Below are 19386 nucleotides of genomic sequence, written 5' to 3' on the forward strand. Positions count from 1 at the left end.
CGACACCGCACGCGAGCGGCACGAGCACCGCAAGCCGCACGAGCACCACGAGCGGCACGACCCGATGGGAGACACCCCGATGAGCACCCCCGCCTACCAGCAGATGGTCTTCGTCAACCTGCCCGTGAACGACCTGGACGCCTCCAAGAAGTTCTTCACGGACCTGGGCTACTCGATCAACCCCCAGTTCAGTGACGACAACGCGTCCTCCGTGGTGATCAGCGACACCATCGTCGCGATGCTGCTCACCAAGCCGTTCTACTCGACCTTCACCAAGAAGGAGATCGCGGACGCCACCAGGACCAGCCAGGTCATGATCGCGCTGAGCGCCGAGAGCCGCGAGAAGGTCGACGAACTGGTCGACCGCGCCCTGGCGGCGGGTGGTTCGCCGGCCAACGAGACGCAGGACCTCGGCTTCATGTACGGCCGTTCCTTCGACGACCTCGACGGCCACACCTGGGAGGTCGTCTGGATGGACCCGTCGGCGGTCCAGGGCTGATCCACCCCGACGGGGCACGCCCGGCACGGGGCGGGTGCACACGGCGCGCGGCACCCGCCCGGCCGCCCGGCTGTACGGCGGCCCGTCGGCCCGATCGTCAACCGCCGGCGCCGTGTTCCTGCCGGGCGCCGCCGGGGCCGTACGGGAGACCCCCGACGACACGACGGCCGGCCACCAGGGGGCGGGGGCGCGAGGCGACGCGCCGAAACGTCCCGGCGGTTGACGATCGGACAAAGCCAAGGGGTCGGAACCGTCCACGCATTGACACTTCTTATGGAACGCTTATAGACCTGTGGGACTCCCGGGGAGGCTGTCGCCGCCGCATCGAGGGCGGCATCACCCCCTCCGCTCACCGCAGTTGCACATCACGTAAAGGACAAACGTGTCCCCATCCCTCCGTACCGCCGCCCGTTCGGTGCGCATGCCCGCTCTCGTCGCCGCCTCGGCCGCCCTTGTCCTCGGCGCCTCCGGCTCCGCGCTGGCCACCGATCCCGTCAGCATCGACCAGTTCTCGGCGGCGGCCTCCTGCGACGGCTCGAAGGGCGTCATCACCGTCACCGGCACGGAGGTGACGGACACCCCCGCGGTCGTCAGCGTCTTCCTCCAGAACAACAACGCCGACCTGAAGCGGGTCGGCAAGCCCACGCGGGTCAAGGACTCGGCCGAGGGCGCCACCGCCGTCTTCGCCGAGCAGTGGGAGCCGGACGCCGAGTACCGGATCCACATCAAGATCGGCAAGTTCGAAGCCGACATCGATCAGAACCTGACCACCCCGGCCAAGGCCTGCCAGGCGGACGCCACCCCCAGCACGCCCGGCACGCCCGGCGCCCCCACCACGCCGTCGACCCCTTCGGCCTCGTCGACGCCCCCCTCCGACACCGCCTCACCCCCGGCGACGTCGGCGGCCCCGGCCCCGTCGCACCCCTCGACCCCGTCGGCCCCGTCGGCCTCTGTGAGTGACGGCACCGTGCCCGCCGACACCGCGAGCAACGCCCCGTCGCCCGCCGCCCAGGAGTCCCACCTCGCCGAGACCGGCGCCAGTTCCCGCACCGGCCTGATCGTCGGCGTCGCGGCCGTCCTGGTCCTCGTCGGCGGCGGCGCGGTCTTCCTCGGCATGCGCCGCAAGGGAACCGGCAACCGCTGACCGTCCGAGCGGCCCGTCCCGCCCCGGTCCGGCGGGCGGGGCGCTCGCCGGCTCAGCCGAAGGCCGTCTTCTCCAGCCAGAACTCCAGCAGTTCACGCTCACCGAGGATCTCCAGCTCCGGCGCCTCCAGGGGCAGCCTGCGGTAGAAGGCGAGCAGGACCGAGGTGAGCGGGCCGCGCAGCGTCACGGACGCCTTCCCGTGCCCACGCCGCCAGGCGATTTCGCCTTCGGCCAGCTCCACCCACCACTCGGCGTCCAGCCCCGCCGGCGCGTCGGTGGCGTGCAGATGGATGCTGCGGCCCCGGTGTTCTGCGGCGCACAGCTCGGCGGGCGCCCGGTGCGGCAGGTTCCGCTGCACCCACTCCACGAGGTACAGCCGCTCGTCCAGGGCGTCGGCGGCGACCTCCGGCGCCACCTCGTAGGGCAGCCCGGCGGTGAGCGCGGCGTCGGCGCGGTGCACGGTGATCTCGTGGGTCATCCGGCGGGCCCAGAACCGGGTGTCGCCCTCCCCCGCCCAGCCCCACACCCTGGTGTCCGGCCCGGCCTCCCGCAACGCGGCGACGACGCCCTCGCCGGTCTCCGCGAGCCAGGCGTCCAGCGCGGCCGGGTCGGCCCGGGCCTGCGGACCGCCGTGCGAGGGGACCCGCTCGTCCCGGACGTTCTCCTGCGCCCGGGTCCGCACCAGCAGTTCCACCCAGCGCAGGGCCCCGCCCGTGTGCCGGACGAGCTGCTCCAAGGACCAGTCGGGGCAGGTCGGCACGGTGGCCGACAGATCGGTCCCGGAGGTCACGACGGACCTCAACTGCTCCACCTGGCGGGCGATTTCGTCGCAGTACCGGTCATGCGCGAGAAGACTCATGCTCCCCACCGTACGGACGACCCGGTCAGTCGAGCACGACGATTTCGGCCGCGTCGAACTCCACCCCGACCGTGTCCCCGGTCTCCGGTGCCAGCCGCAGCGGGCAGGCGGCCTCCAGTCGCGGGGCGTCCCGCGGCTGGAGGTGGACGGCGACGTGGGTGCCCTTGAAGGTGCGGGCGGTGACCGTGCAGGGCAGGCCCTGCCCGGCGTCGGCCAGCAGCACCCCGGCCGGCCGCACCAGCAGCGTGCGGGCGCCCTGCGGGGAGCCGGCCGGCACCGGCACCTTGCCCCACGGGGTGTCCGCGGCCTCCCCGGTGACGCTCGCCTCCACCACGTTGTCGAAGCCGAGGAAGCGCGCCACGAACGCGTCCGTCGGCCGCTGCCACACCTGGAGCGGCGTGCCGGACTGGGCGATCCGTCCGTCCCGCATCACCACGACCCGGTCGGCCAGCGCGAACGCCTCGCCCTGGTCGTGGGTGACCGCGAGCACCGTGGTACCCAACCGGCCGAAGAGTTCGCGCAGTTCGACGACCAGCCGCTCCCGCAGCGACCGGTCGAGCTGTCCGAGCGGTTCGTCCAGCATCAGCAGCCGCGGGCTGGGCGCGAGCGCGCGGGCCAGCGCCACCCGCTGCTGCTCGCCGCCGGAGAGCGCGGCGACGGCCCGCCCGGCCGCGCCCGGCAGCCCCACCAGATCGAGCAACTCCCCGATCCGTTCGCGCTGCCGTCCCCGGTCGACGCCGCGCATGCGCAGTCCGAAGGCCACGTTGCCGCCGACGTCGCGCTGCGGGAACAGCTGATGGTCCTGGAACATCAGCCCCAGCCCGCGCCGGTGCGCGGGCACCCCCGTCTGGTCCCGTCCGTCCAGCACCACCCGTCCGGCGTCCAGTGGTTGCAGCCCGGCCACCGCCCGCAGCAGCGTCGACTTGCCGCTGCCGCTGGGCCCGAGCACGCACACCACCTCGTGCTCGACGACGGTGAGATCGACGGCGTCCAGCACCGCCCGGTCCCCGAACCGCACGGTCACGCCTTCGAGCCGCAGCATCAGAACTCCCCGGTACGGTCGACGGGGGTGCCCCCGGTCGAGCCTGTTCGAGACTGGGGGCGGATCCGCTCCAACAGCAGCAGGGCGATCGCGCACACCAGCATCAGGATCGTCGAAAGGGCCATGGCCTGGCCGTAGTTCAGCTCGCCGGCCCGCCCCAGCAGCCGTGCCACGGCGACCGGCAGGGTCGGGTTGTCGGGCCGCGCGATGAACACCGTCGCGCCGAACTCCCCCAGCGACACGGCGAAGGCGAACCCGGCCGCGACCAGCAGTGCCCGCCGCACCATCGGCAGGTCCACCTCCCGCCACACCCGCCACGGTGACGCCCCGAGCACGGCCGCGGCCTCCCGCAGCCGCTCGTCCACGGCCCGCAGCACCGGCAGCATGGTCCGCACGACGAAGGGGACGCCGACCAGCGCCTGCGCGAGCGGTACCAGGATCCAGGTGGCCCGCAGGTCCAGCGGGGGTTCGTCGAGCGCGATCAGGAAGCCGAAGCCGACGGTCACCGCGGAGACGCCCAGCGGCAGCATCAGCAGCGCGTCGAACCCGCGGACCAGGCGCCCGGCGTCCCGCCGGGTCAGGGCCGCGGCCGCGAGACCGCCGATCGTCACCGCGATCGCGGTGGCGGCCAGGGCGTACTGCAGCGAGTTCCCGACCGCCTCGATCGGCGGCACCAGGAACACGTTGCCGTCGTCGCTCGTCAGCGCCCGGTAGTAGGCGAAGCCGGGGGCGTCGAGGGAGCGCTGCACCAGCACGGCCGGCGGCAGTACGAGCAGCAGCGCGACCGTGCCGAGCACCGCGGCCAGCAGCGCCCACTGCCCCGCCCCGCGCGGTCGCCGTGCCGTCCCCGCCGCGTCCACGAGCCGCAGCGCGCTCTCCCGCCGCCGTACGGTCCAGGCGTGCACGGCGAGGATCGCGCCGACGGCGGCGAACTGGACGATCGTGAGGACGGCGGCCGTCGACAGGTCGAAGATCTCCGAGGTCTGCCGGTAGATCTCGACCTCCAGCGTGGAGAACGTCGGCCCGCCGAGGATCTGCACCACGCCGAAGGAGGTGAAGGTGAAGAGGAACACCATGAGCGCGGCGGCGGCCACGGCCGGCGCCAGGGCCGGCAGGGTCACCTGCCGCCAGGCCCGCAGGGGCGAGGCGCCCAGCACGCGCGCGGCCTCCTCCTGCCGCGGGTCGAGCTGCGCCCACAGCCCGCCGACCGTCCGCACGACCACGGCGTAGTTGAAGAAGACGTGGGCCAGCAGGATCGCCCACACGGTGGTGTCCAGCCGTACGCCCCACAGGTCGTCGAGGAGGCCGCCGCGCCCGACCAGCGCCAGGAACGCCGTCCCGACGACGACGGTCGGCAGGACGAACGGGACGGTCACGACGGCCCGCAGGACCTGCTTGCCGGGGAAGGAGAAGCGGGCGAAGACGTAGGCGGCGGGCAGCGCGACCAGCAGGGTGAGCACGGTGGAGGCGAGCGCCTGCCAGGTGGTGAACCACAGGACGTGCCGGATGTCGGGCTGCCCGAGCACGTCGAGCAGGCGCCCGAAGTGCCAGCCGTCGCCGGAGCGCAGTCCCCGTGCGGTGATCGCGGCGACCGGGTAGGCGAAGAACAGCCCGAAGAACGCGACGGGCAGGGCCATCAGCCCGAGCCGCGCCGCGCTCCCGGTACGCCGACGGCGGGTGACCGCCCGCCGGTCTACTTCAGTACGAGCGAGGTCCACGACTTGACCCACTGGTCGCGGTCCGCGGCGATCTTCGCCGGGGCCATCGTCTCGGGAGCCGCGGCGGCGGGACCGTACGCGGTGAACTCGGCGGGCACGGCGGCGCCCTTCACCACCGGGTAGACGAACATGTTGAGCGGCATGTCCTCCTGGAACTCCTTCGAGATCAGGAAGTCGATCAGCGCCTTGCCGCCCTCGCTGTTCTTCGCGTTGTCCAGCAGCCCGGCGAACTCGACCTGCCGGAAGCAGGTGCCGGTCGCGACGCCGGTCGGCGCGGTCGCCGGCTTCGGGTCGCCGTAGATCACCTCGGCGGGGGGCGAGGAGGCGTAGGAGACGACGAGCGGCCGGTCCGCCCCGGCCTTCCTGCCGCCGGCCGACCCGGAGAACTCCTCGTTGTAGGCCTGCTCCCAGCCGTCGACGACCTTCACGCCGTTGGCCTTGAGCTTCTTCCAGTAGCCTTGCCAGCCCTCGTCGCCGTACTCCGCCGCGGTGCCCAGCAGGAATCCGAGACCGGGCGAGGAGGTGGCGGCGTTCTCGGTGACGAGGAGGTCCTTGTACGCCGGCTTCACCAGGTCGTCGAAGCCGGCGGGCGGCGCCAGCTTGTGGTCGGCGAAGTACTGCTTGTCGTAGTTGACGCAGACGTCGCCGTGGTCGACGGGCGTGACCCGGTGCTTGCCTGCGTCCAGCTGGTACTGCCCGTCGACCTGGTCGAGCCCCTTCGCCTCGTACGGCTGGAAGAGGCCGTTGTCGAGCGCGCGGGAGAGCAGGGTGTTGTCGACGCCGAAGAAGACGTCGCCCTGGGGGTTGTCCTTGGTGAGGATCGCCTTGTTGACGGCCTGCCCGGCGTCGCCGTCCTTGAGGACCTTGACCCGGTAGCCGGACCGCTTCTCGAAGTCGGCGAGCACGCTCTTGGAGACGGCCCACGAGTCGTGGCTGACGAGGGTGACGGTCTTGCTCCCGCCCTGCGCGGATCCGCCGTCGTCCGACGATCCGCAGGCGGACAGGGTGACGAGGCCGAGGCCGACGGCCGCGGCCACGAGTGTCCTGGTGTGCGTGGTGTGCACGGGTATTCCTCCTGGAGGTGACCAGGAAGAGACGCGGCCCCGCCCGGGACCCGCGAGGGGATCCCGGGCAGGGCGCAACAGCTCGAGTGATGACCGAACTTCCTACCCAGAATGACCTGGGCGAGGTTCAGAGGGTCTGCGGCCCGGTTGCCGCACTCTCAGCGCTGTGGCGCTCCCCTGTCGGAATATGAAGATGTCTGGTTCGTCGCACTGTCCGAAAACATGACCGTGCCGACGTCGGCCAGACTACCGCTCGGTGGCGGCGAGCTGACCACACGCCCCGTCGATCTCCTGACCGCGGGTGTCCCGGACGGTGACGGGCACCCCGTGCGCCGCGATGGCCTCGACGAACGCCTTCTCGTCCTCGGGCCGGGAGGCGGTCCACTTGGAGCCCGGCGTCGGGTTCAGCGGGATCAGGTTCACGTGCACGGGCCGGCCCTTGAGCATGCGCCCGAGCCGGTCACCCCGCCAGGCCTGGTCGTTGATGTCGCGGATCAGCGCGTACTCGATGGACAGCCGGCGTCCGGACTTCTCGGCGTACTCGAACCCGGCGTCGAGCACCTCGCGCACCTTCCACCGCGTGTTCACGGGGACGAGGGTGTCGCGCAGCTCGTCGTCGGGGGCGTGCAGCGAGATCGCGAGCCGGCACTTGAAGCCCTCGTCGGAGAACCGGTTGATGGCCGGCACCAGCCCGACCGTCGACACGGTGATCCCGCGCTGCGAGAGCCCCAGCCCGTCGGGCGCGGGGTCGGTGAGCGCACGGATCGCGCCGACGACCCGCTTGTAGTTGGCGAGCGGCTCGCCCATGCCCATGAACACGATGTTGGACAGCCGGGCCGGCCCTCCGGGGACCTCCCCGTCGCGCAGCGCCCGCATCCCGTCCACGATCTGGTGGACGATCTCGGCGGTGGACAGATTCCGGTCCAGCCCGGCCTGCCCGGTCGCGCAGAAGGGACAGTTCATCCCGCAGCCGGCCTGCGAACTGATGCACATGGTGACCCGGTCCGGGTACCGCATCAGCACCGACTCCACGAGCGTGCCGTCGAACAGCCGCCAGAGCGTCTTGCGGGTGGTCCCCTGATCCGTGGACAGGTGCCGGACGACCGTCATCAGCTCGGGCAGCAGCGCCTCGCGCAGCTTCTCGCGGGCCCCGGCGGGGATGTCCGTCCACTCGGCCGGGTCGTGCGCGAACCGCGCGAAGTAGTGCTGGGACAGCTGCTTCGCACGAAACGGCTTCTCCCCGATCCCCGCCACCGCCTCCTTCCGCTCGGCGGGCGAGAGGTCGGCGAGATGCCGCGGCGGCTTCTTGGCTCCGCGGGGGGCGACGAAAGTGAGTTCTCCGGGTGCAGGCATAACCCTTCCAGTGTCGCAGATCCACTCGGATGCCCCGGTCGGCTCAGAACAGCCCGGCGATCACCGTGGCGCACCACCCGACGTACGCCTTGGTCCGGTGCCATCCGCCGCAGTACAGCTTCGGTCTGCGCCGCCCGTTCTGCGCGAGGAGCGCGTCGCACCACCGGCACTGCAGGTCACCGTGGTAACTGCCGTCTTCCTCACGTCTTGCCCGCCCCATGCGGGAACACTATTGGTTCGTCCGCCGGCCGGTCCATGCCACGAGCCCCCGTCCACAGGGGACGGGGGCTCGTTCCGGACACCGGACGGAGACCGCTCAGCCGGAGCCGACGAACAGCACCAGCAGCAGCCACACCACCGGGGCGGTGGGCAGCAGGGAGTCCAGGCGGTCCATGATGCCGCCGTGGCCGGGGAGCAGGGTGCCCATGTCCTTGATGCCGAGGTCCCGCTTGATCATGGACTCGCCGAGGTCGCCGAGCGTCGCGCTGGCCGCGACCGCCAGGCCGAGCAGCAGGCCCTGCCACCAGGCGCCGTCCTCGATCAGGAACTGCATGCACAGCGCGCCCGCGACCATGGCGAACGCCACCGCACCGAGCAGGCCCTCGCGGGTCTTGCCGGGGCTGATGCGCGGAGCGAGCTTGCGCTTGCCGAAGCGCCAGCCGACGGCGTACGCCCCGGTGTCGCTGACGACGGTCAGGAGCAGGAACGTCAGGACGCGGCGCGCCCCGTCGTCAGCGGTGAGCATCATGGCGACGAACGTGGCCAGGAACGGGACGTAGAAGGCCGCGAAGACACCGGCCGTGACGTCCCTGAGGTAGCCCTCCGGCGGTTCCGTCATCCGCCAGACCAGGACCGCCAGCGCGGTCAGGGCCATGGCGACCCAGGCGCCCTCGGCACCCCGGACGTAGCCGGCGACGACCATGGCGGCGCCGCCGACCGCGAGCGGCACCAGCGGCGCCTTGATGCCCTTGCGCTCCTGGAGCCGGCTGGTCAGTTCCCACAGGCCGACGACCACGGCGACGGCGACCACGCCGACGAACACGGCCTTGACGACGAACAGCGACGCGACGATCACCGCGCCGAGCCCGACGCCGACGCCTATGGCCGCAGTCAGGTCCCGGCCCGCGCTCTTCTTCTGCGGGACGGGTGCCGGCTGTGGTGCGTCGGGCATGGGCTCCGGATTCTGCGGCACCGCCGCAGGGGGCAGCACCGACGGGGTCTCGTCACGGAACGTCCCCGGCGGGGGCGTCTCGTCGCGGAACGTCCCGCCGCGGGGCGCCCCGTCGCGGAACGTCTCGTCTCGGAACAAGGGGCCGCCCAGCCGAGCGGCCCCCCGGTCGTCATCCTGGTTTCCGCCATGAGCGGGTACGTCGGGGACGATGGGCATGGGGCGAGTCTGCTGCGCCTCAGGCGCATCGTACGCGGGACCCGCCGCGGCAGCCCCCTGGACGGGTCCGTGCGGGACGGCCCCGTGATCGTTGGGCCCCCAGTACCCGGCCTGTGAACCGGCACGTGGCGGAGCGCCCCAGGAAGAGTCGTTCATCAGACCTCGAGCAGCTCCGCTTCCTTGTGCTTCAGGAGCTCGTCCACCTGCGCGACGTACTTCGCGGTGGTGTCGTCGAGTTCCTTCTCCGCACGGCGGCCCTCGTCCTCCCCGACCTCGCCGTCCTTGACGAGCTTGTCGATGGCGTCCTTGGCCTTGCGGCGCACGGCGCGGATGGACACCTTGGCGTCCTCGCCCTTGCCCTTGGCGACCTTGATGTAGTCGCGGCGGCGCTCCTCGGTCAGTTCGGGGAACACCACCCGGATGATGTTGCCGTCGTTGCTCGGGTTGACACCGAGGTCCGAGTCCCGGATCGCCTGCTCGATGTTGCGCAGCGCGCTCTTGTCGAACGGGGTCACGACCGCCATGCGCGGCTCCGGCACGGAGAACGAAGCCAGCTGGTTGATCGGCGTCGGCGCGCCGTAGTAGTCGGCCACGATCTTGTTGAACATCGCCGGGTGCGCACGGCCGGTGCGGATCGCGGCGAAGTCCTCCTTGGCGACCACGACGGCCTTCTCCATCTTCTCCTCGGCCTCGAGGAGGGTCTCTTCGATCACCACTTGCTCCTGCGTGTCTTGAGTAGGCCCGGCTGCGGCTCCTCGCGGAGGCGGCGGCCGGCTGCGTCGCGTCTTCTTCCTGCACGGTTCCCGACCGGCAGGACATTGTCCATCCTCCGGCCGGGGTCCGTAGCCCGGTCAGGCTCTGTCGTACGAACCGGGGTTCCTACGGGCCGGACCCGGGAGTTCCCCCGGTCAGGTCCGGCTGCCTTGCTCACTCACCAGCGTGCCGATCTTCTCACCCTTGACGGCCCGCGCGATATTGCCCTCGGCCAGAAGCTCGAAGACGAGGATCGGGAGCTTGTTGTCGCGGCACAGCGTGATGGCGGTGGCGTCGGCGACCTTCAGGTCGCGGGTGATGACCTCGCCGTAGCCGAGGGCGTCGAACTTGACGGCCCCGGGGTTGGTCTTCGGGTCGGAGTCGTAGACGCCGTCCACGCCGTTCTTGCCCATGAGGAGGGCTTCGGCGTCGATCTCCAGGGCGCGCTGGGCGGCGGTGGTGTCGGTGGAGAAGTACGGCATGCCCATACCGGCGCCGAAGATGACCACGCGGCCCTTCTCCAGGTGGCGCACGGCGCGCAGCGGGATGTACGGCTCGGCGACCTGGCCCATGGTGATGGCGGTCTGGACGCGGCTGTCGATGCCCTCCTTCTCCAGGAAGTCCTGGAGGGCGAGGCAGTTCATGACCGTGCCGAGCATGCCCATGTAGTCCGAACGGGCCCGGTCCATGCCGCGTACCTGGAGTTCGGCGCCGCGGAAGAAGTTGCCGCCGCCGATGACCACCGCGATCTGCGCCCCGTCACGCACGACGGCCGCGATCTCGCGGGCGATCTTGTGCACCACGTCGGGGTCCACACCCAGGCTGCCGCCACCGGCGAAAGCCTCTCCGGACAGCTTCAGCAGAAACCGTCCGCTCACTTCGCCGTCGTCGCTCTTCTGGGCCTTGGTGGTGGTCATGGGAGATCCCGCCTCTTTCACGTGGTGCACATACGAAGAAGGCCACTGCCGGTGGGGTGTTCACAACCCATGCGCGGCAATGGCCTCCTCGTCAGATCTGCTGTCGTCCCCACACGCCGGATGACGGCGTCCACGGACGACTGCTGCCGACCCTACCGGGGCCGGCCGTCCGTCGCGGTACGGACTCAGATGCCGACCTTGATGCGCGCGAAGCGCTTCAGGGTGACACCGGCCTCGTCCAGGACCTTCTGCACGGACTTCTTGTTGTCCAGGGCGTACGGCTGGCCGAGGACCGTGGCGTCCTTGAAGAAGCCGTTGAGGCGACCCTCGACGATCTTGGCGATCGCGGCCTCGGGCTTGCCCTCGGCGCGGGTGGTCTCCTCGGCGATACGACGCTCCGACTCGACGACCTCGGCCGGCACGTCCTCCTTGGAGAGGTACTTCGGCGCGAAGGCGGCGATGTGCTGGGCGATGCCCTTGGCGACCTCGGCGTTGGGCTTGTCCAGCTCGACGAGGACACCGATCTGCGGCGGCAGGTCGGGCATCGTGCGGTGCATGTAGACGGAGACGTAGCCGTCCGCGAACTGCGCGAAGCGGTCCAGGACGATCTTCTCGCCCAGGTTGGCGTTGGCCTCGTCCACGAACGCCTGGACGGTCTTGCCGGGCTCGATCTCGGAGGCGAGCAGCGCCTCGATGTCGGCCGGGGAGGTCTTGGCGACGTGCTCGGCGATCGTCTTGGCGACGGTCTGGAACTTCTCGCCCTTGGCAACGAAGTCCGTCTCGCACTTCAGCTCGACCAGGACACCGGAGGAGTTGTCGTCGGCGACGATGGAGACCACGGCGCCGTTCTCGGCGGAGCGGCCCTCGCGCTTGGCGACGCCCTTCTGGCCCTTGATGCGGAGCGCCTCGACGGCCTTGTCGACGTTGCCCTCGGCCTCGTCCAGGGCCTTCTTGCAGTCCATCATGCCGGCGCCGGTGAGCTCGCGGAGCTTCTTGACGTCGGCGGCGGTGTAGTTCGCCATGAGTCTGTGAGTCTTTCTCGAAGTCTGGAAGATCGGAGATCTACGGGGTCTGCGGCCCCCACGTGACCGTGGGGCCGCGACCCACCGCTGGCCTACGGGTGAACGGCGGGAGCGGACGTGATGTCACCGCTCCCGCCGTCGCACGTCCCGACGGGTCAGGCCTGCTCGCCCTCGGCGGCCGGGGTCTCGGCGACCGGGGCTTCCTCGGCCGGAGCCTCCGCAGCCGGGGCCTCGTCGGCGGCGGGCGCCTCGGCAGCGGCCTCGGCCGGCTTCTCGGCAGCCTCGTCCGTGCTCTCGGCGGTCCCGGCGGCCTCGGCGTCCGCCTTCTTCTCGCCCTCGAGCAGGTCGCGCTCCCACGCGGCCAGCGGCTCGCCGGCGGCCTTGTCGCCCTTGCCCTCGGTGGCGACACCGGAGCGGGAGATGAGGCCCTCGGCCACGGCGTCGGCGATCACGCGGGTGAGCAGGGTGACGGAGCGGATCGCGTCGTCGTTGCCCGGGATCTTGTAGTCGACCTCGTCGGGGTCGCAGTTGGTGTCGAGGATGGCGACGACCGGGATGTTGAGCTTCCGGGCCTCGCCGACCGCGATGTGCTCCTTCTTGGTGTCCACGATCCAGACGGCGCTGGGAACCTTGGACATCTCGCGGATACCACCGAGGGTCTTCTCGAGCTTGGCCTTCTCACGCGAGAGGACCAGGAGCTCCTTCTTCGTCAGACCCGACGCGGCGACGTCCTCGAAGTCGATCTGCTCGAGCTCCTTGAGGCGCTGCAGACGCTTGTAGACGGTCGAGAAGTTGGTGAGCATGCCGCCCAGCCAGCGCTGGTTGACGTAGGGCATGCCGACGCGGGTGGCCTGCTCGGCGATGGCCTCCTGCGCCTGCTTCTTCGTGCCGACGAACATGACCGTGCCGCCGTGGGCGACGGTCTCCTTGACGAACTCGTAGGCGCGGTCGATGTACGACAGCGACTGGAGCAGGTCGATGATGTAGATGCCGTTGCGCTCGGTGAAGATGAAGCGCTTCATCTTCGGGTTCCAGCGACGGGTCTGGTGACCGAAGTGGACGCCGCTCTCCAGCAGCTCCCGCATCGTGACGACGGCCATGGCCGTTCTCCTTGTTTTTCTCGGTTGTGCCGCGGGTACCGGACGGCTCCCGCGCCTGACGCCCGCGATGCGCCGAGCCACGAAGGACCGAGGGGCGCAGATACCGGAATCCGACCACTGCCGGGACCCCGGTACCGGGGCGTGCGAAGTCGATCCGGTGACCCGGATCGCCAGAAGAAGTGTACGGGACCCGCGAGGTACCGGGTGACGCCGCTGTCCACAACCGGGGAGTGATCCACAGGTCCGGCGCCGTCGGCCCACGGGCGGGGACCGTACTCCCATGCACGTCGAGCGACTCCTGACCGTCCTGCACGGCAAGCGACTCCCGCCCCTGCTGCTGGGCCTCCTGCTCACCACGACGGCCTCGGCGGCCGGCGCCGCACCCGATCCGGTCCGGACTCCGGTTCCGGTCCGGTCATCGGCCCCGCCACCTGTCCGGCCATCGGCACCGGCACCGGATCCTGCGCCCGCGCCTGCGCCCGTTCCGGTGATCGCACGGTCCTGGCCGGTGGGCGTCCGCCCCGTGGTGGTGCGCGGCTGGGACCCCCCGGCCACCCCGTACGCCCGCGGCCACCGCGGTGTCGACCTGGCGGCCCCCGCCGGCGCCCCGGTCCGGGCGGTGGCAGCGGGCCGGGTGCTGTTCGCGGGCCAGGTGGCGGGCCGGGGCGTGGTCTCACTGGAACTGGCGGGCACGGGCACCCCGCCCCTGCGCACGACCTACACGCCGGTGCGCCCCTCGGTCTCCGAGGGCGACGAGGTCACCCCGTCCCAGCCGGTCGGCACCCTCGCCGCCACGCCCTCCCACTGCGCCGTCCCGTGCCTGCACTGGGGCCTGCGCAGGGACCAGGCCTACCTGAACCCGCTGTCACTGCTGCCGGCATGGCTGAGCGCGAGGACCCCGGCGCGGCTGCTGCCCGTCCTGGGCGTGCCGCTCCCGTAGTCCGGTGACCTGCGGCGGCCGTGCCGCCCGGAGGGGCTCCCGGGCGCCCCGGGCCGGCCGGGCCGCACGGCTCACCCACCACCGACGGCGGACCCGGGGCTCGGGATCTGTCCCCGGACCCCCCGCACCACCATCGCCACCGCCGCCTCCGTCACCACGGAGGCCTCCTCCACGCCCAGCTCGATCCTGCGCACGGCCGCGTCCACGACGCCCTGGACGAGCATGGCCGCCAACCGCGGCTCCGCGTGTCCCGTCTCCGCCACCGCTTCGACGATCATCGCCACGAGGCCTCCGTGCGCGGCCCTGATCTTCTCCCGCGCCCCCGCGTCCAGCTCGCTCGCCGAGATCGCCACGACGGCCCGGTGCCGCCGGTCCCCGACCAGCGCCAGCTGCCGGCGCACGTACGCCTCGACCTTGGCCTCCGGCCCTTCCGCCACGGCCATCGCCGCCTCGACCTCGGCCGCCCAGACGGGGAAGTCGACCTCGCACAGCTCCTCGACCACGGCGGCCCGGGACCGGAAGTACTCGTACACGGAGGAGCGCGCGAGCCCCGTCCGCTCGGCGAGAGCGGGGAAGGTCAGCGCCTCCGTACCGCCCTCGGACAACAGCGAACGGGCCGCGTCCAGCAGGGCGGCTCGCTGCATCGACCGGTGCTCGGCCACGGAGGCCGCTCGAATCCTTGGCACGTCGTCCACTCTACGGACGCCGCCCCCGCATGGGGAGTGGCTCCGGCCGCACGACGCGGCGCGACCCGCAGACGCGGCGCGACCCGCACCACGGCCGTGGGCCCACCGCCCGTCACCGCCCCGCCCCGGTCCGGGGCGGCCGGGTCAACGGCCGAAGCCGGCCAGTTTCGCGCGCAGCTGGAGCACGGATTTGGTGTGGATCTGGCTGACCCGGCTCTCGGTGACCCCCAGCACGTTGCCGATCTCGGCGAGGGTCAGCCCTTCGTAGTAGTACAGCGTCACGACCGTCTTCTCCCGCTCGGGCAGGGTGTTGATGGCCCGCGCCAGGAATCGCCGCAGTTCACGGTCCTCGGCCACCTCCACGGGGTTGTCCGCGGCGGTGTCCTCCAGGGTGTCCATGACGCTGAGGCCGTCCCCGCCCTCGCCGCCGACGTGCAGCAGCTCCTCCAGGGCCACCACGTTGGCCAGTGACAACTGGCTGAACACCGCGTGCAGGTCGTCCACCGCGATGCCCAGCTCGGCGGCCACCTCGACCTCCGACGGGGTCCGTCTGAGCCGTGCCTCCAGGGTGGCGTAGGCCCGTTCCACGTTCCGCGCCTTCTGCCGGACCGACCGGGGGATCCAGTCCAGCGCGCGCAGTTCGTCGATCATCGCGCCCCGGATCCGGGTGATCGCGTACGTCTCGAACTTGATCTCCCGTTCGATGTCGAACTTCTCGATCGCGTCGATCAGCCCGAACACCCCCGAGGACACGAAGTCGGCCTGCTCCACGTTGGGGGGCAGGCCCACGCTCACCCGGCCCGCCACGTACTTCACGAGCGGCGAGTAGTGCAGGATCAGCTGCTCCCGCAGCCGCTCGTCCCCCGTCGCCTTGTACGACCGCCACAGCTCGTCGAGTGTCGAGGGAGCGGGCGGGCGCACGCTGCCACCGTCACGGGCGGCTGGGGGGATCGCCGCCCGGTCGGACCCGGAGGTGTGCTGGGGCATTCGTCGCCTTGTGTCGTTCTGCAGTGATGCGCGTGCGGGGGTCTGGGGTGAGCCGTCGGTCTGGTGCCGGGGGGTGCTGAGTGGCCGGTCTGTACGGGAATCCTCGTGAGCGTAGCGTGACTGGGGTGTCGCGGTGTGCGAACAGCGTGCCCCGCGCCGCCCGCGGACATGTTCCGCCGGGTGCCCCGGCGGGGCGCGGCGGTCGCCCTGGGTGACCGCCGGACCGCGTCAACTGCGGTCAATCTCAAGGGCTTCGGCGTTCCCTCGGACGGCCGAACCCCCTCGGTCAACACGAGCCTCGCCCCGCTCGCGCGGCGATCATCGCCTGGCGTGTCAACTTCCAGTCGTCGCCGTGTCGTTCGACATGGCCGAGTGCCCTGAGTTCGTACAGCCTCGCGATCGCGTCGTCCTTGGTGGTGCCGCCCTCCCGGGCGATCTCGTCGACCGTCGCCGCCCGTCGGCCGGGAAGCGCGGCCAGGATGCGCCGGGCGTCCGGCTCCAGCAGGTCGTGGGGCAGCACCGGGCCGCGCCGCTCCGGGGCCAGTTCTCCGATGCCGCCGACCAGTTCGACGATCTCCGCGGCATCGGTGACCAGCACGGCCTCCGCGCGCAGGAGTTCGTGGACCCCCGCCGAGAGTCCGCTGGTGGCGGGGCCGGGGACGCCCATGGTGTGCCGGCCCAGCCGTTGCGCCGCCCGCGCGGTGACGAGGGAGCCGCTGCGGTAGGCCGCCTCGACCACCACCGTGCCGCCGGTGAGCGCGGCGATGACCCGGTTGCGCAGGATGAACCTGCTCTGCGTGGGATGGTCGCCGGGCGGAAGCTCGCCCACGACCAGCCCCTGTTCCGCGATCCTGTCGATCAGCCCCGCGTGTCCGCGCGGATAGGGCCGGTCCACCCCGCACGCGAGCACGGCGACGGTGGCACCGCCCGCGGCGAGCGCGCCCCGGTGCGCGGCGCCGTCGACGCCGTAGGCGCCGCCGGAGACCACCACCCAGCCGCGCTCGGCGAGACCGGCGGAGAGGGTGGCCGCCATGTGCGCGCCGTACTCGGTGCAGGCGCGGGCGCCGACGACCGCGACCGACCTGAGCGCCCACATCCGCAGGCTGGGTCGGCCGCGGACCCACAGGCCCAGCGGCCGGGCGTCCCCGAGGTCGTCCAGCGGGCCGGGCCACTCGGTGTCCCCCGGGCACACGAACCGCACCCCGGCCTCCCGGGCGGCGGCCAGGTCCCGTTCCGGCTCGGCCCGGGCGGCCCGTGCCAGGAGCCCGGCCCATCGCTGCCCGGTGACCCCGGGCAGTGCCTCCCGGCCGGCGCGCAGCCGTCGTACCACCTCCCCGGCACCGTGCTCGCGCACCCAGCCGCCGCCGACCTCGTCCCCGGGTTCGAGGACCCTGGTGAGGAAGGCCCGCGCGAGCCGCTCCCCGCCCGGCCCGCCGGTGCCGCTCACGTCAGCGCTCCGAGCGCCATCGGCACGCCGCGCGGGACCCCTGTGCGCAGTTGCAGGGCCAGGGCGACGTCCCCCGCGTCGGGCCGGTCGTGTCCGACCAGGTCGGCGACGGTCCAGGCGACGCGCAGGACGCGGTCCAGGCCGCGGGCGGTGAGCACCCCGCGCTCCAGGCTCCGCTCGGCCTCCTCCATCGCGCCGGTCGCGGGGTGCCACCGGCTGCGCAGCTCCCGTCCGGGCACCTCGCTGTTGGTCCGCCAGGGGGTGCCGGCCAGTCGGGCCCCCGCGCGCTCGCGTGCGGCCCGGACCCGGTCGGCGACGGTCGCCGTGGAGTCGCCGCCGGGGCCGCGGTGGGCCAGTTCGGCCCTGCCGACCGGGTCGACCTCCACCCGCAGGTCCACCCGGTCGAGCAGGGGCCCGGAGAGCCGGGCCTGGTAGCGGCGGATCGCCGAGGGCGGGCATTCGCACAGGCTGTCGCGCTGGGAGAACCGGCCGCACGGGCACGGATTCGCCGCCAGCACCATGAGGAACCGCGCGGGAAACCGCACCACGCCGGCGCTGCGCGCGATCACGACGTGACCGGCTTCCAGGGGTTGCCGCAGGGCGTCGAGGGCGTGCGGGCTGAATTCCGGGGTCTCGTCCAGAAAGAGAATGCCGCGGTGCGCCATCGACACGGCTCCGGGCCGGGCGACGTGGGGTCCGCCTCCCACGAGCGCCTGCATGGTGGCCGAGTGGTGCGGGGCGCAGTACGGGGGGACGTCGATCAGCGGTTTGCCCGTCGGCAGCAGGCCGGCGACCGAGTGGACGGCCGTGACCTCGAGGGACTCCTGCCGGTCGAGCCGGGGCAGCACGGCCGGCATGCGCTCCGCGAGCATGGTCTTGCCGGCGCCCGGCGGGCCTTCCAGGAACAGGTGGTGCCCGCCCGCCGCGGACACCTCGACGGCCGTGCGCGCCGAGCGCTGTCCCACGACGTCCGCGAGGTCGTGCCCCGGGTCGTGCGGGGCGGTGCCGAGGCGGTGTGCCCCGGTGCCCGTGCCGGGCATCCGCAGACCGGCCATGAGCGGGTCGGGTCGGCCCGGGTCGTCCGGTTCCTCGTCGGGCACCGGTTCGTCGGCGAGGACGGCGATCAGCTGGCGCAGGCTGCGCACGCCGAGCACGGAGACGCCCGGGACCAGTGAGGCCTCGGCGGCGGCGCACTCGGGGACGACCACCTGTTCGTAGCCGGCGTCCGCCGCCGCCAGTACCGCGGGGAGGATGCCGCGGACCGGGCGGACCCGTCCGTCGAGACCCAGCTCGCCGATCATCACGATGTCGGCGAGCACCCGCGGGTCGATCCGCTCGGCCGCGCCGAGCACGGCACTGGCGATGGCGAGGTCGAAGCCGCTGCCGGCCTTGGGCACGGAGGCGGGGCTGAGGCCGACGGTGAGCTTCTTCTGCGGCCATTCGCCGCCCGAGTTGACCACCGCCGCCCGGACCCGGTCCCGGCTCTCGCTCAGGCTCTTGTCGGGCAGTCCCACCAGGGTGAACGCCGCCACTCCGGGTTCCAGGTCGGCCTGGACCTCGACGACGACGCCTTCGACGCCCACCAGCGCCACCGAGCAGGTGCGCGCGAACCCCATCTCAGGCCACCCCCCGCACGTGCTCGACGCGGGCGGCCCCGCGGCGGGGCAGGAGGACGCCGACCAGGTCGATGCGGGCGCCGCCCGGCGGGGCTCCCCCGTGCGTCTGGATCCACCGCTCGGCGAGTCCGCGCAGCCGCTCCGCCTTCTCGGGCGTCACCCCGGCCATGGGGTGCTGGAAGCCACCGCCGCGGCGGGTCTTGACCTCGCAGACGACCAGCACGTCGCCGTCCCGCGCGACGATGTCGATCTCACCGGTCCTGCCGCAGCGCCAGTTGCGCTCCAGGATCGTCATCCCGGCCTCTGCCAGCCGCCGCGCGGCCAGCTCCTCGCCGTACCTGCCGAGTGCCCCGCGGGCCAGATCCGTCTTCATGTCGGCACCACCTCCGGCGCCCACGTTCACGCATCAGCGGAAGCCGGAAGGATCTTGGTGCACGACTCGACGACTGTGGACAACTCCGTCACCCGCGAGAACGACGGTCACCGCGGGAGTGGCGGTCACCGCGGGAGTGGCGGTCATCCGCCCGGAAGCTCCAGGTCGCTCTTGTTCAGCTCCTCGATGTTCACGTCCTTGAACGTGAGCACCCGCACCTGCTTCACGAACCGGGCCGGCCGGTACATGTCCCACACCCAGGCGTCCGCCATCGACACCTCGAAGAACACCTCACCCTGGACCGAGTGCACCTGCATCTCGTAATCGTTGGTCAGGTAGAAACGCCGCTCGGTCTCGATCACGTATTTGAACAGACCGACGACGTCGCGGTACTCCCGGTAGAGCTTCAGCTCCATCTCGGTCTCGTACTTCTCGAGGTCCTCGGCGCTCATGGCATGTTCCCCTTCAGCCGTGCGATC

The 19386-nt window shown here is 72.0% G+C and carries 20 protein-coding genes and 1 riboswitch; of the genes, 3 read left to right on the forward strand and 17 right to left on the reverse strand.

Going from position 1 to position 19386, the window contains the following annotated elements; all coding sequences use genetic code 11:
* Positions 1-79: 79 nt before the first annotated feature.
* Complete coding sequence (locus tag ACF09K_RS00435) at positions 80-499, forward strand: VOC family protein (protein ID WP_392240988.1); 420 nt, start codon at positions 80-82, stop codon at positions 497-499.
* A gap of 382 nt (positions 500-881) precedes the next feature.
* Positions 882-1643, forward strand: a complete 762-nt coding sequence (locus tag ACF09K_RS00440) for an LAETG motif-containing sortase-dependent surface protein (protein WP_392240272.1) — start codon at positions 882-884, stop codon at positions 1641-1643.
* Between the two features lie 52 nt (positions 1644-1695).
* Here the strand turns inward: ACF09K_RS00440 and ACF09K_RS00445 are convergent, their stop codons facing one another.
* The 11 genes from ACF09K_RS00445 to rpsB form a co-directional block, all read right to left on the reverse strand.
* Positions 1696-2502 (reverse strand): maleylpyruvate isomerase family mycothiol-dependent enzyme, encoded by an 807-nt coding sequence (locus ACF09K_RS00445; protein ID WP_392240273.1) that lies wholly within the window; start codon positions 2500-2502, stop codon positions 1696-1698.
* A gap of 25 nt (positions 2503-2527) precedes the next feature.
* The gene (locus ACF09K_RS00450) at positions 2528-3544 is read right to left on the reverse strand and encodes an ABC transporter ATP-binding protein (protein ID WP_392240274.1); all 1017 of its coding nucleotides are present in this window, start codon (positions 3542-3544) and stop codon (positions 2528-2530) included.
* A complete protein-coding gene (locus ACF09K_RS00455; protein WP_392240275.1) occupies positions 3544-5181 on the reverse strand; it encodes an ABC transporter permease in 1638 nt (545 codons plus the stop codon). Before ACF09K_RS00455 ends, ACF09K_RS00450 begins: the two co-directional genes overlap by 1 nt.
* Before the next feature lie 56 nt (positions 5182-5237).
* Complete coding sequence (locus ACF09K_RS00460; RefSeq protein WP_392240276.1) at positions 5238-6326, reverse strand: thiamine ABC transporter substrate binding subunit; 1089 nt, start codon at positions 6324-6326, stop codon at positions 5238-5240.
* Between the two features lie 81 nt (positions 6327-6407).
* Positions 6408-6515: riboswitch (TPP riboswitch) on the reverse strand.
* A gap of 57 nt (positions 6516-6572) precedes the next feature.
* On the reverse strand, positions 6573-7679 hold the full coding sequence (gene rlmN / locus ACF09K_RS00465) for a 23S rRNA (adenine(2503)-C(2))-methyltransferase RlmN (RefSeq protein WP_366059829.1): 1107 nt from the start codon (positions 7677-7679) through the stop codon (positions 6573-6575).
* A gap of 43 nt (positions 7680-7722) precedes the next feature.
* Positions 7723-7899: a hypothetical protein gene (locus tag ACF09K_RS00470; RefSeq protein WP_392240277.1), complete on the reverse strand. Its 177-nt coding sequence runs from the start codon at positions 7897-7899 to the stop codon at positions 7723-7725.
* Positions 7900-7995: 96 nt separating this feature from the next.
* On the reverse strand, positions 7996-9222 hold the full coding sequence (locus ACF09K_RS00475; protein ID WP_392240278.1) for a phosphatidate cytidylyltransferase: 1227 nt from the start codon (positions 9220-9222) through the stop codon (positions 7996-7998).
* Positions 9222-9779, reverse strand: coding sequence for a ribosome recycling factor (frr, locus tag ACF09K_RS00480; protein WP_327318142.1), 558 nt, complete (start codon positions 9777-9779; stop codon positions 9222-9224). Before frr ends, ACF09K_RS00475 begins: the two co-directional genes overlap by 1 nt.
* 195 nt (positions 9780-9974) lie before the next feature.
* Positions 9975-10736, reverse strand: a complete 762-nt coding sequence (gene pyrH / locus ACF09K_RS00485; protein ID WP_392240279.1) for a UMP kinase — start codon at positions 10734-10736, stop codon at positions 9975-9977.
* Between the two features lie 185 nt (positions 10737-10921).
* Positions 10922-11758 (reverse strand): translation elongation factor Ts, encoded by an 837-nt coding sequence (tsf, locus tag ACF09K_RS00490; RefSeq protein ID WP_392240280.1) that lies wholly within the window; start codon positions 11756-11758, stop codon positions 10922-10924.
* 155 nt (positions 11759-11913) lie between these two features.
* On the reverse strand, positions 11914-12858 hold the full coding sequence (gene rpsB, locus ACF09K_RS00495; RefSeq protein WP_392240281.1) for a 30S ribosomal protein S2: 945 nt from the start codon (positions 12856-12858) through the stop codon (positions 11914-11916).
* A gap of 280 nt (positions 12859-13138) precedes the next feature.
* On the opposite strand from rpsB, the gene ACF09K_RS00500 reads away from it, so the two are divergent.
* Positions 13139-13798 carry a murein hydrolase activator EnvC family protein gene (locus ACF09K_RS00500; RefSeq protein WP_392240282.1) on the forward strand — a complete coding sequence of 220 codons (660 nt, stop codon included), beginning with the start codon at positions 13139-13141 and terminating at the stop codon, positions 13796-13798.
* Positions 13799-13869: 71 nt separating this feature from the next.
* On the opposite strand, the gene ACF09K_RS00505 is transcribed toward ACF09K_RS00500, so the two are convergent.
* From ACF09K_RS00505 to ACF09K_RS00530, 6 genes are all read right to left on the reverse strand, one after another.
* The gene (locus tag ACF09K_RS00505) at positions 13870-14460 is read right to left on the reverse strand and encodes a TetR/AcrR family transcriptional regulator (protein ID WP_392240990.1); all 591 of its coding nucleotides are present in this window, start codon (positions 14458-14460) and stop codon (positions 13870-13872) included.
* 168 nt (positions 14461-14628) lie between these two features.
* Entirely contained in the window at positions 14629-15471 is an 843-nt protein-coding gene (whiG, locus tag ACF09K_RS00510; RefSeq protein ID WP_392240283.1) for an RNA polymerase sigma factor WhiG, read from the reverse strand.
* Between the two features lie 286 nt (positions 15472-15757).
* Positions 15758-16918 (reverse strand): DNA-processing protein DprA, encoded by a 1161-nt coding sequence (gene dprA / locus ACF09K_RS00515; RefSeq protein ID WP_392240284.1) that lies wholly within the window; start codon positions 16916-16918, stop codon positions 15758-15760.
* A complete protein-coding gene (locus ACF09K_RS00520) occupies positions 16915-18534 on the reverse strand; it encodes a YifB family Mg chelatase-like AAA ATPase (protein ID WP_392240285.1) in 1620 nt (539 codons plus the stop codon). The genes dprA and ACF09K_RS00520 overlap by 4 nt, the downstream gene beginning before the upstream one ends.
* A 1-nt stretch (position 18535) precedes the next feature.
* Positions 18536-18937, reverse strand: coding sequence for a YraN family protein (locus ACF09K_RS00525; RefSeq protein ID WP_392240286.1), 402 nt, complete (start codon positions 18935-18937; stop codon positions 18536-18538).
* A gap of 113 nt (positions 18938-19050) precedes the next feature.
* Positions 19051-19359, reverse strand: a complete 309-nt coding sequence (locus tag ACF09K_RS00530) for a DUF2469 domain-containing protein (RefSeq protein WP_003965949.1) — start codon at positions 19357-19359, stop codon at positions 19051-19053.
* Positions 19360-19386: the final 27 nt, after the last annotated feature.

Origin of the sequence: Streptomyces sp. NPDC014882 (assembly GCF_043081325.1) — a bacterium.
GTDB lineage: Bacteria > Actinomycetota > Actinomycetes > Streptomycetales > Streptomycetaceae > Streptomyces.

Excerpts from the sequence above, each read along its gene's own strand:
- rpsB (WP_392240281.1), bottom strand. The coding sequence starts at position 12,858 with ATGGCCGTCGTCACGATGCGGGAGCTGCTGGAGAGCGGCGTCCACTTC.
- pyrH (WP_392240279.1), bottom strand. The coding sequence starts at position 10,736 with ATGACCACCACCAAGGCCCAGAAGAGCGACGACGGCGAAGTGAGCGGA.
- ACF09K_RS00435 (WP_392240988.1), top strand. The coding sequence starts at position 80 with ATGAGCACCCCCGCCTACCAGCAGATGGTCTTCGTCAACCTGCCCGTG.
- tsf (WP_392240280.1), bottom strand. The coding sequence starts at position 11,758 with ATGGCGAACTACACCGCCGCCGACGTCAAGAAGCTCCGCGAGCTCACC.
- ACF09K_RS00470 (WP_392240277.1), bottom strand. The coding sequence starts at position 7,899 with ATGGGGCGGGCAAGACGTGAGGAAGACGGCAGTTACCACGGTGACCTG.
- whiG (WP_392240283.1), bottom strand. The coding sequence starts at position 15,471 with ATGCCCCAGCACACCTCCGGGTCCGACCGGGCGGCGATCCCCCCAGCC.
- rlmN (WP_366059829.1), bottom strand. The coding sequence starts at position 7,679 with ATGCCTGCACCCGGAGAACTCACTTTCGTCGCCCCCCGCGGAGCCAAG.
- ACF09K_RS00500 (WP_392240282.1), top strand. The coding sequence starts at position 13,139 with ATGCACGTCGAGCGACTCCTGACCGTCCTGCACGGCAAGCGACTCCCG.
- ACF09K_RS00450 (WP_392240274.1), bottom strand. The coding sequence starts at position 3,544 with ATGCTGCGGCTCGAAGGCGTGACCGTGCGGTTCGGGGACCGGGCGGTG.
- ACF09K_RS00475 (WP_392240278.1), bottom strand. The coding sequence starts at position 9,222 with ATGAACGACTCTTCCTGGGGCGCTCCGCCACGTGCCGGTTCACAGGCC.
- ACF09K_RS00445 (WP_392240273.1), bottom strand. The coding sequence starts at position 2,502 with ATGAGTCTTCTCGCGCATGACCGGTACTGCGACGAAATCGCCCGCCAG.
- ACF09K_RS00520 (WP_392240285.1), bottom strand. The coding sequence starts at position 18,534 with ATGGGGTTCGCGCGCACCTGCTCGGTGGCGCTGGTGGGCGTCGAAGGC.
- ACF09K_RS00455 (WP_392240275.1), bottom strand. The coding sequence starts at position 5,181 with ATGGCCCTGCCCGTCGCGTTCTTCGGGCTGTTCTTCGCCTACCCGGTC.
- ACF09K_RS00530 (WP_003965949.1), bottom strand. The coding sequence starts at position 19,359 with ATGAGCGCCGAGGACCTCGAGAAGTACGAGACCGAGATGGAGCTGAAG.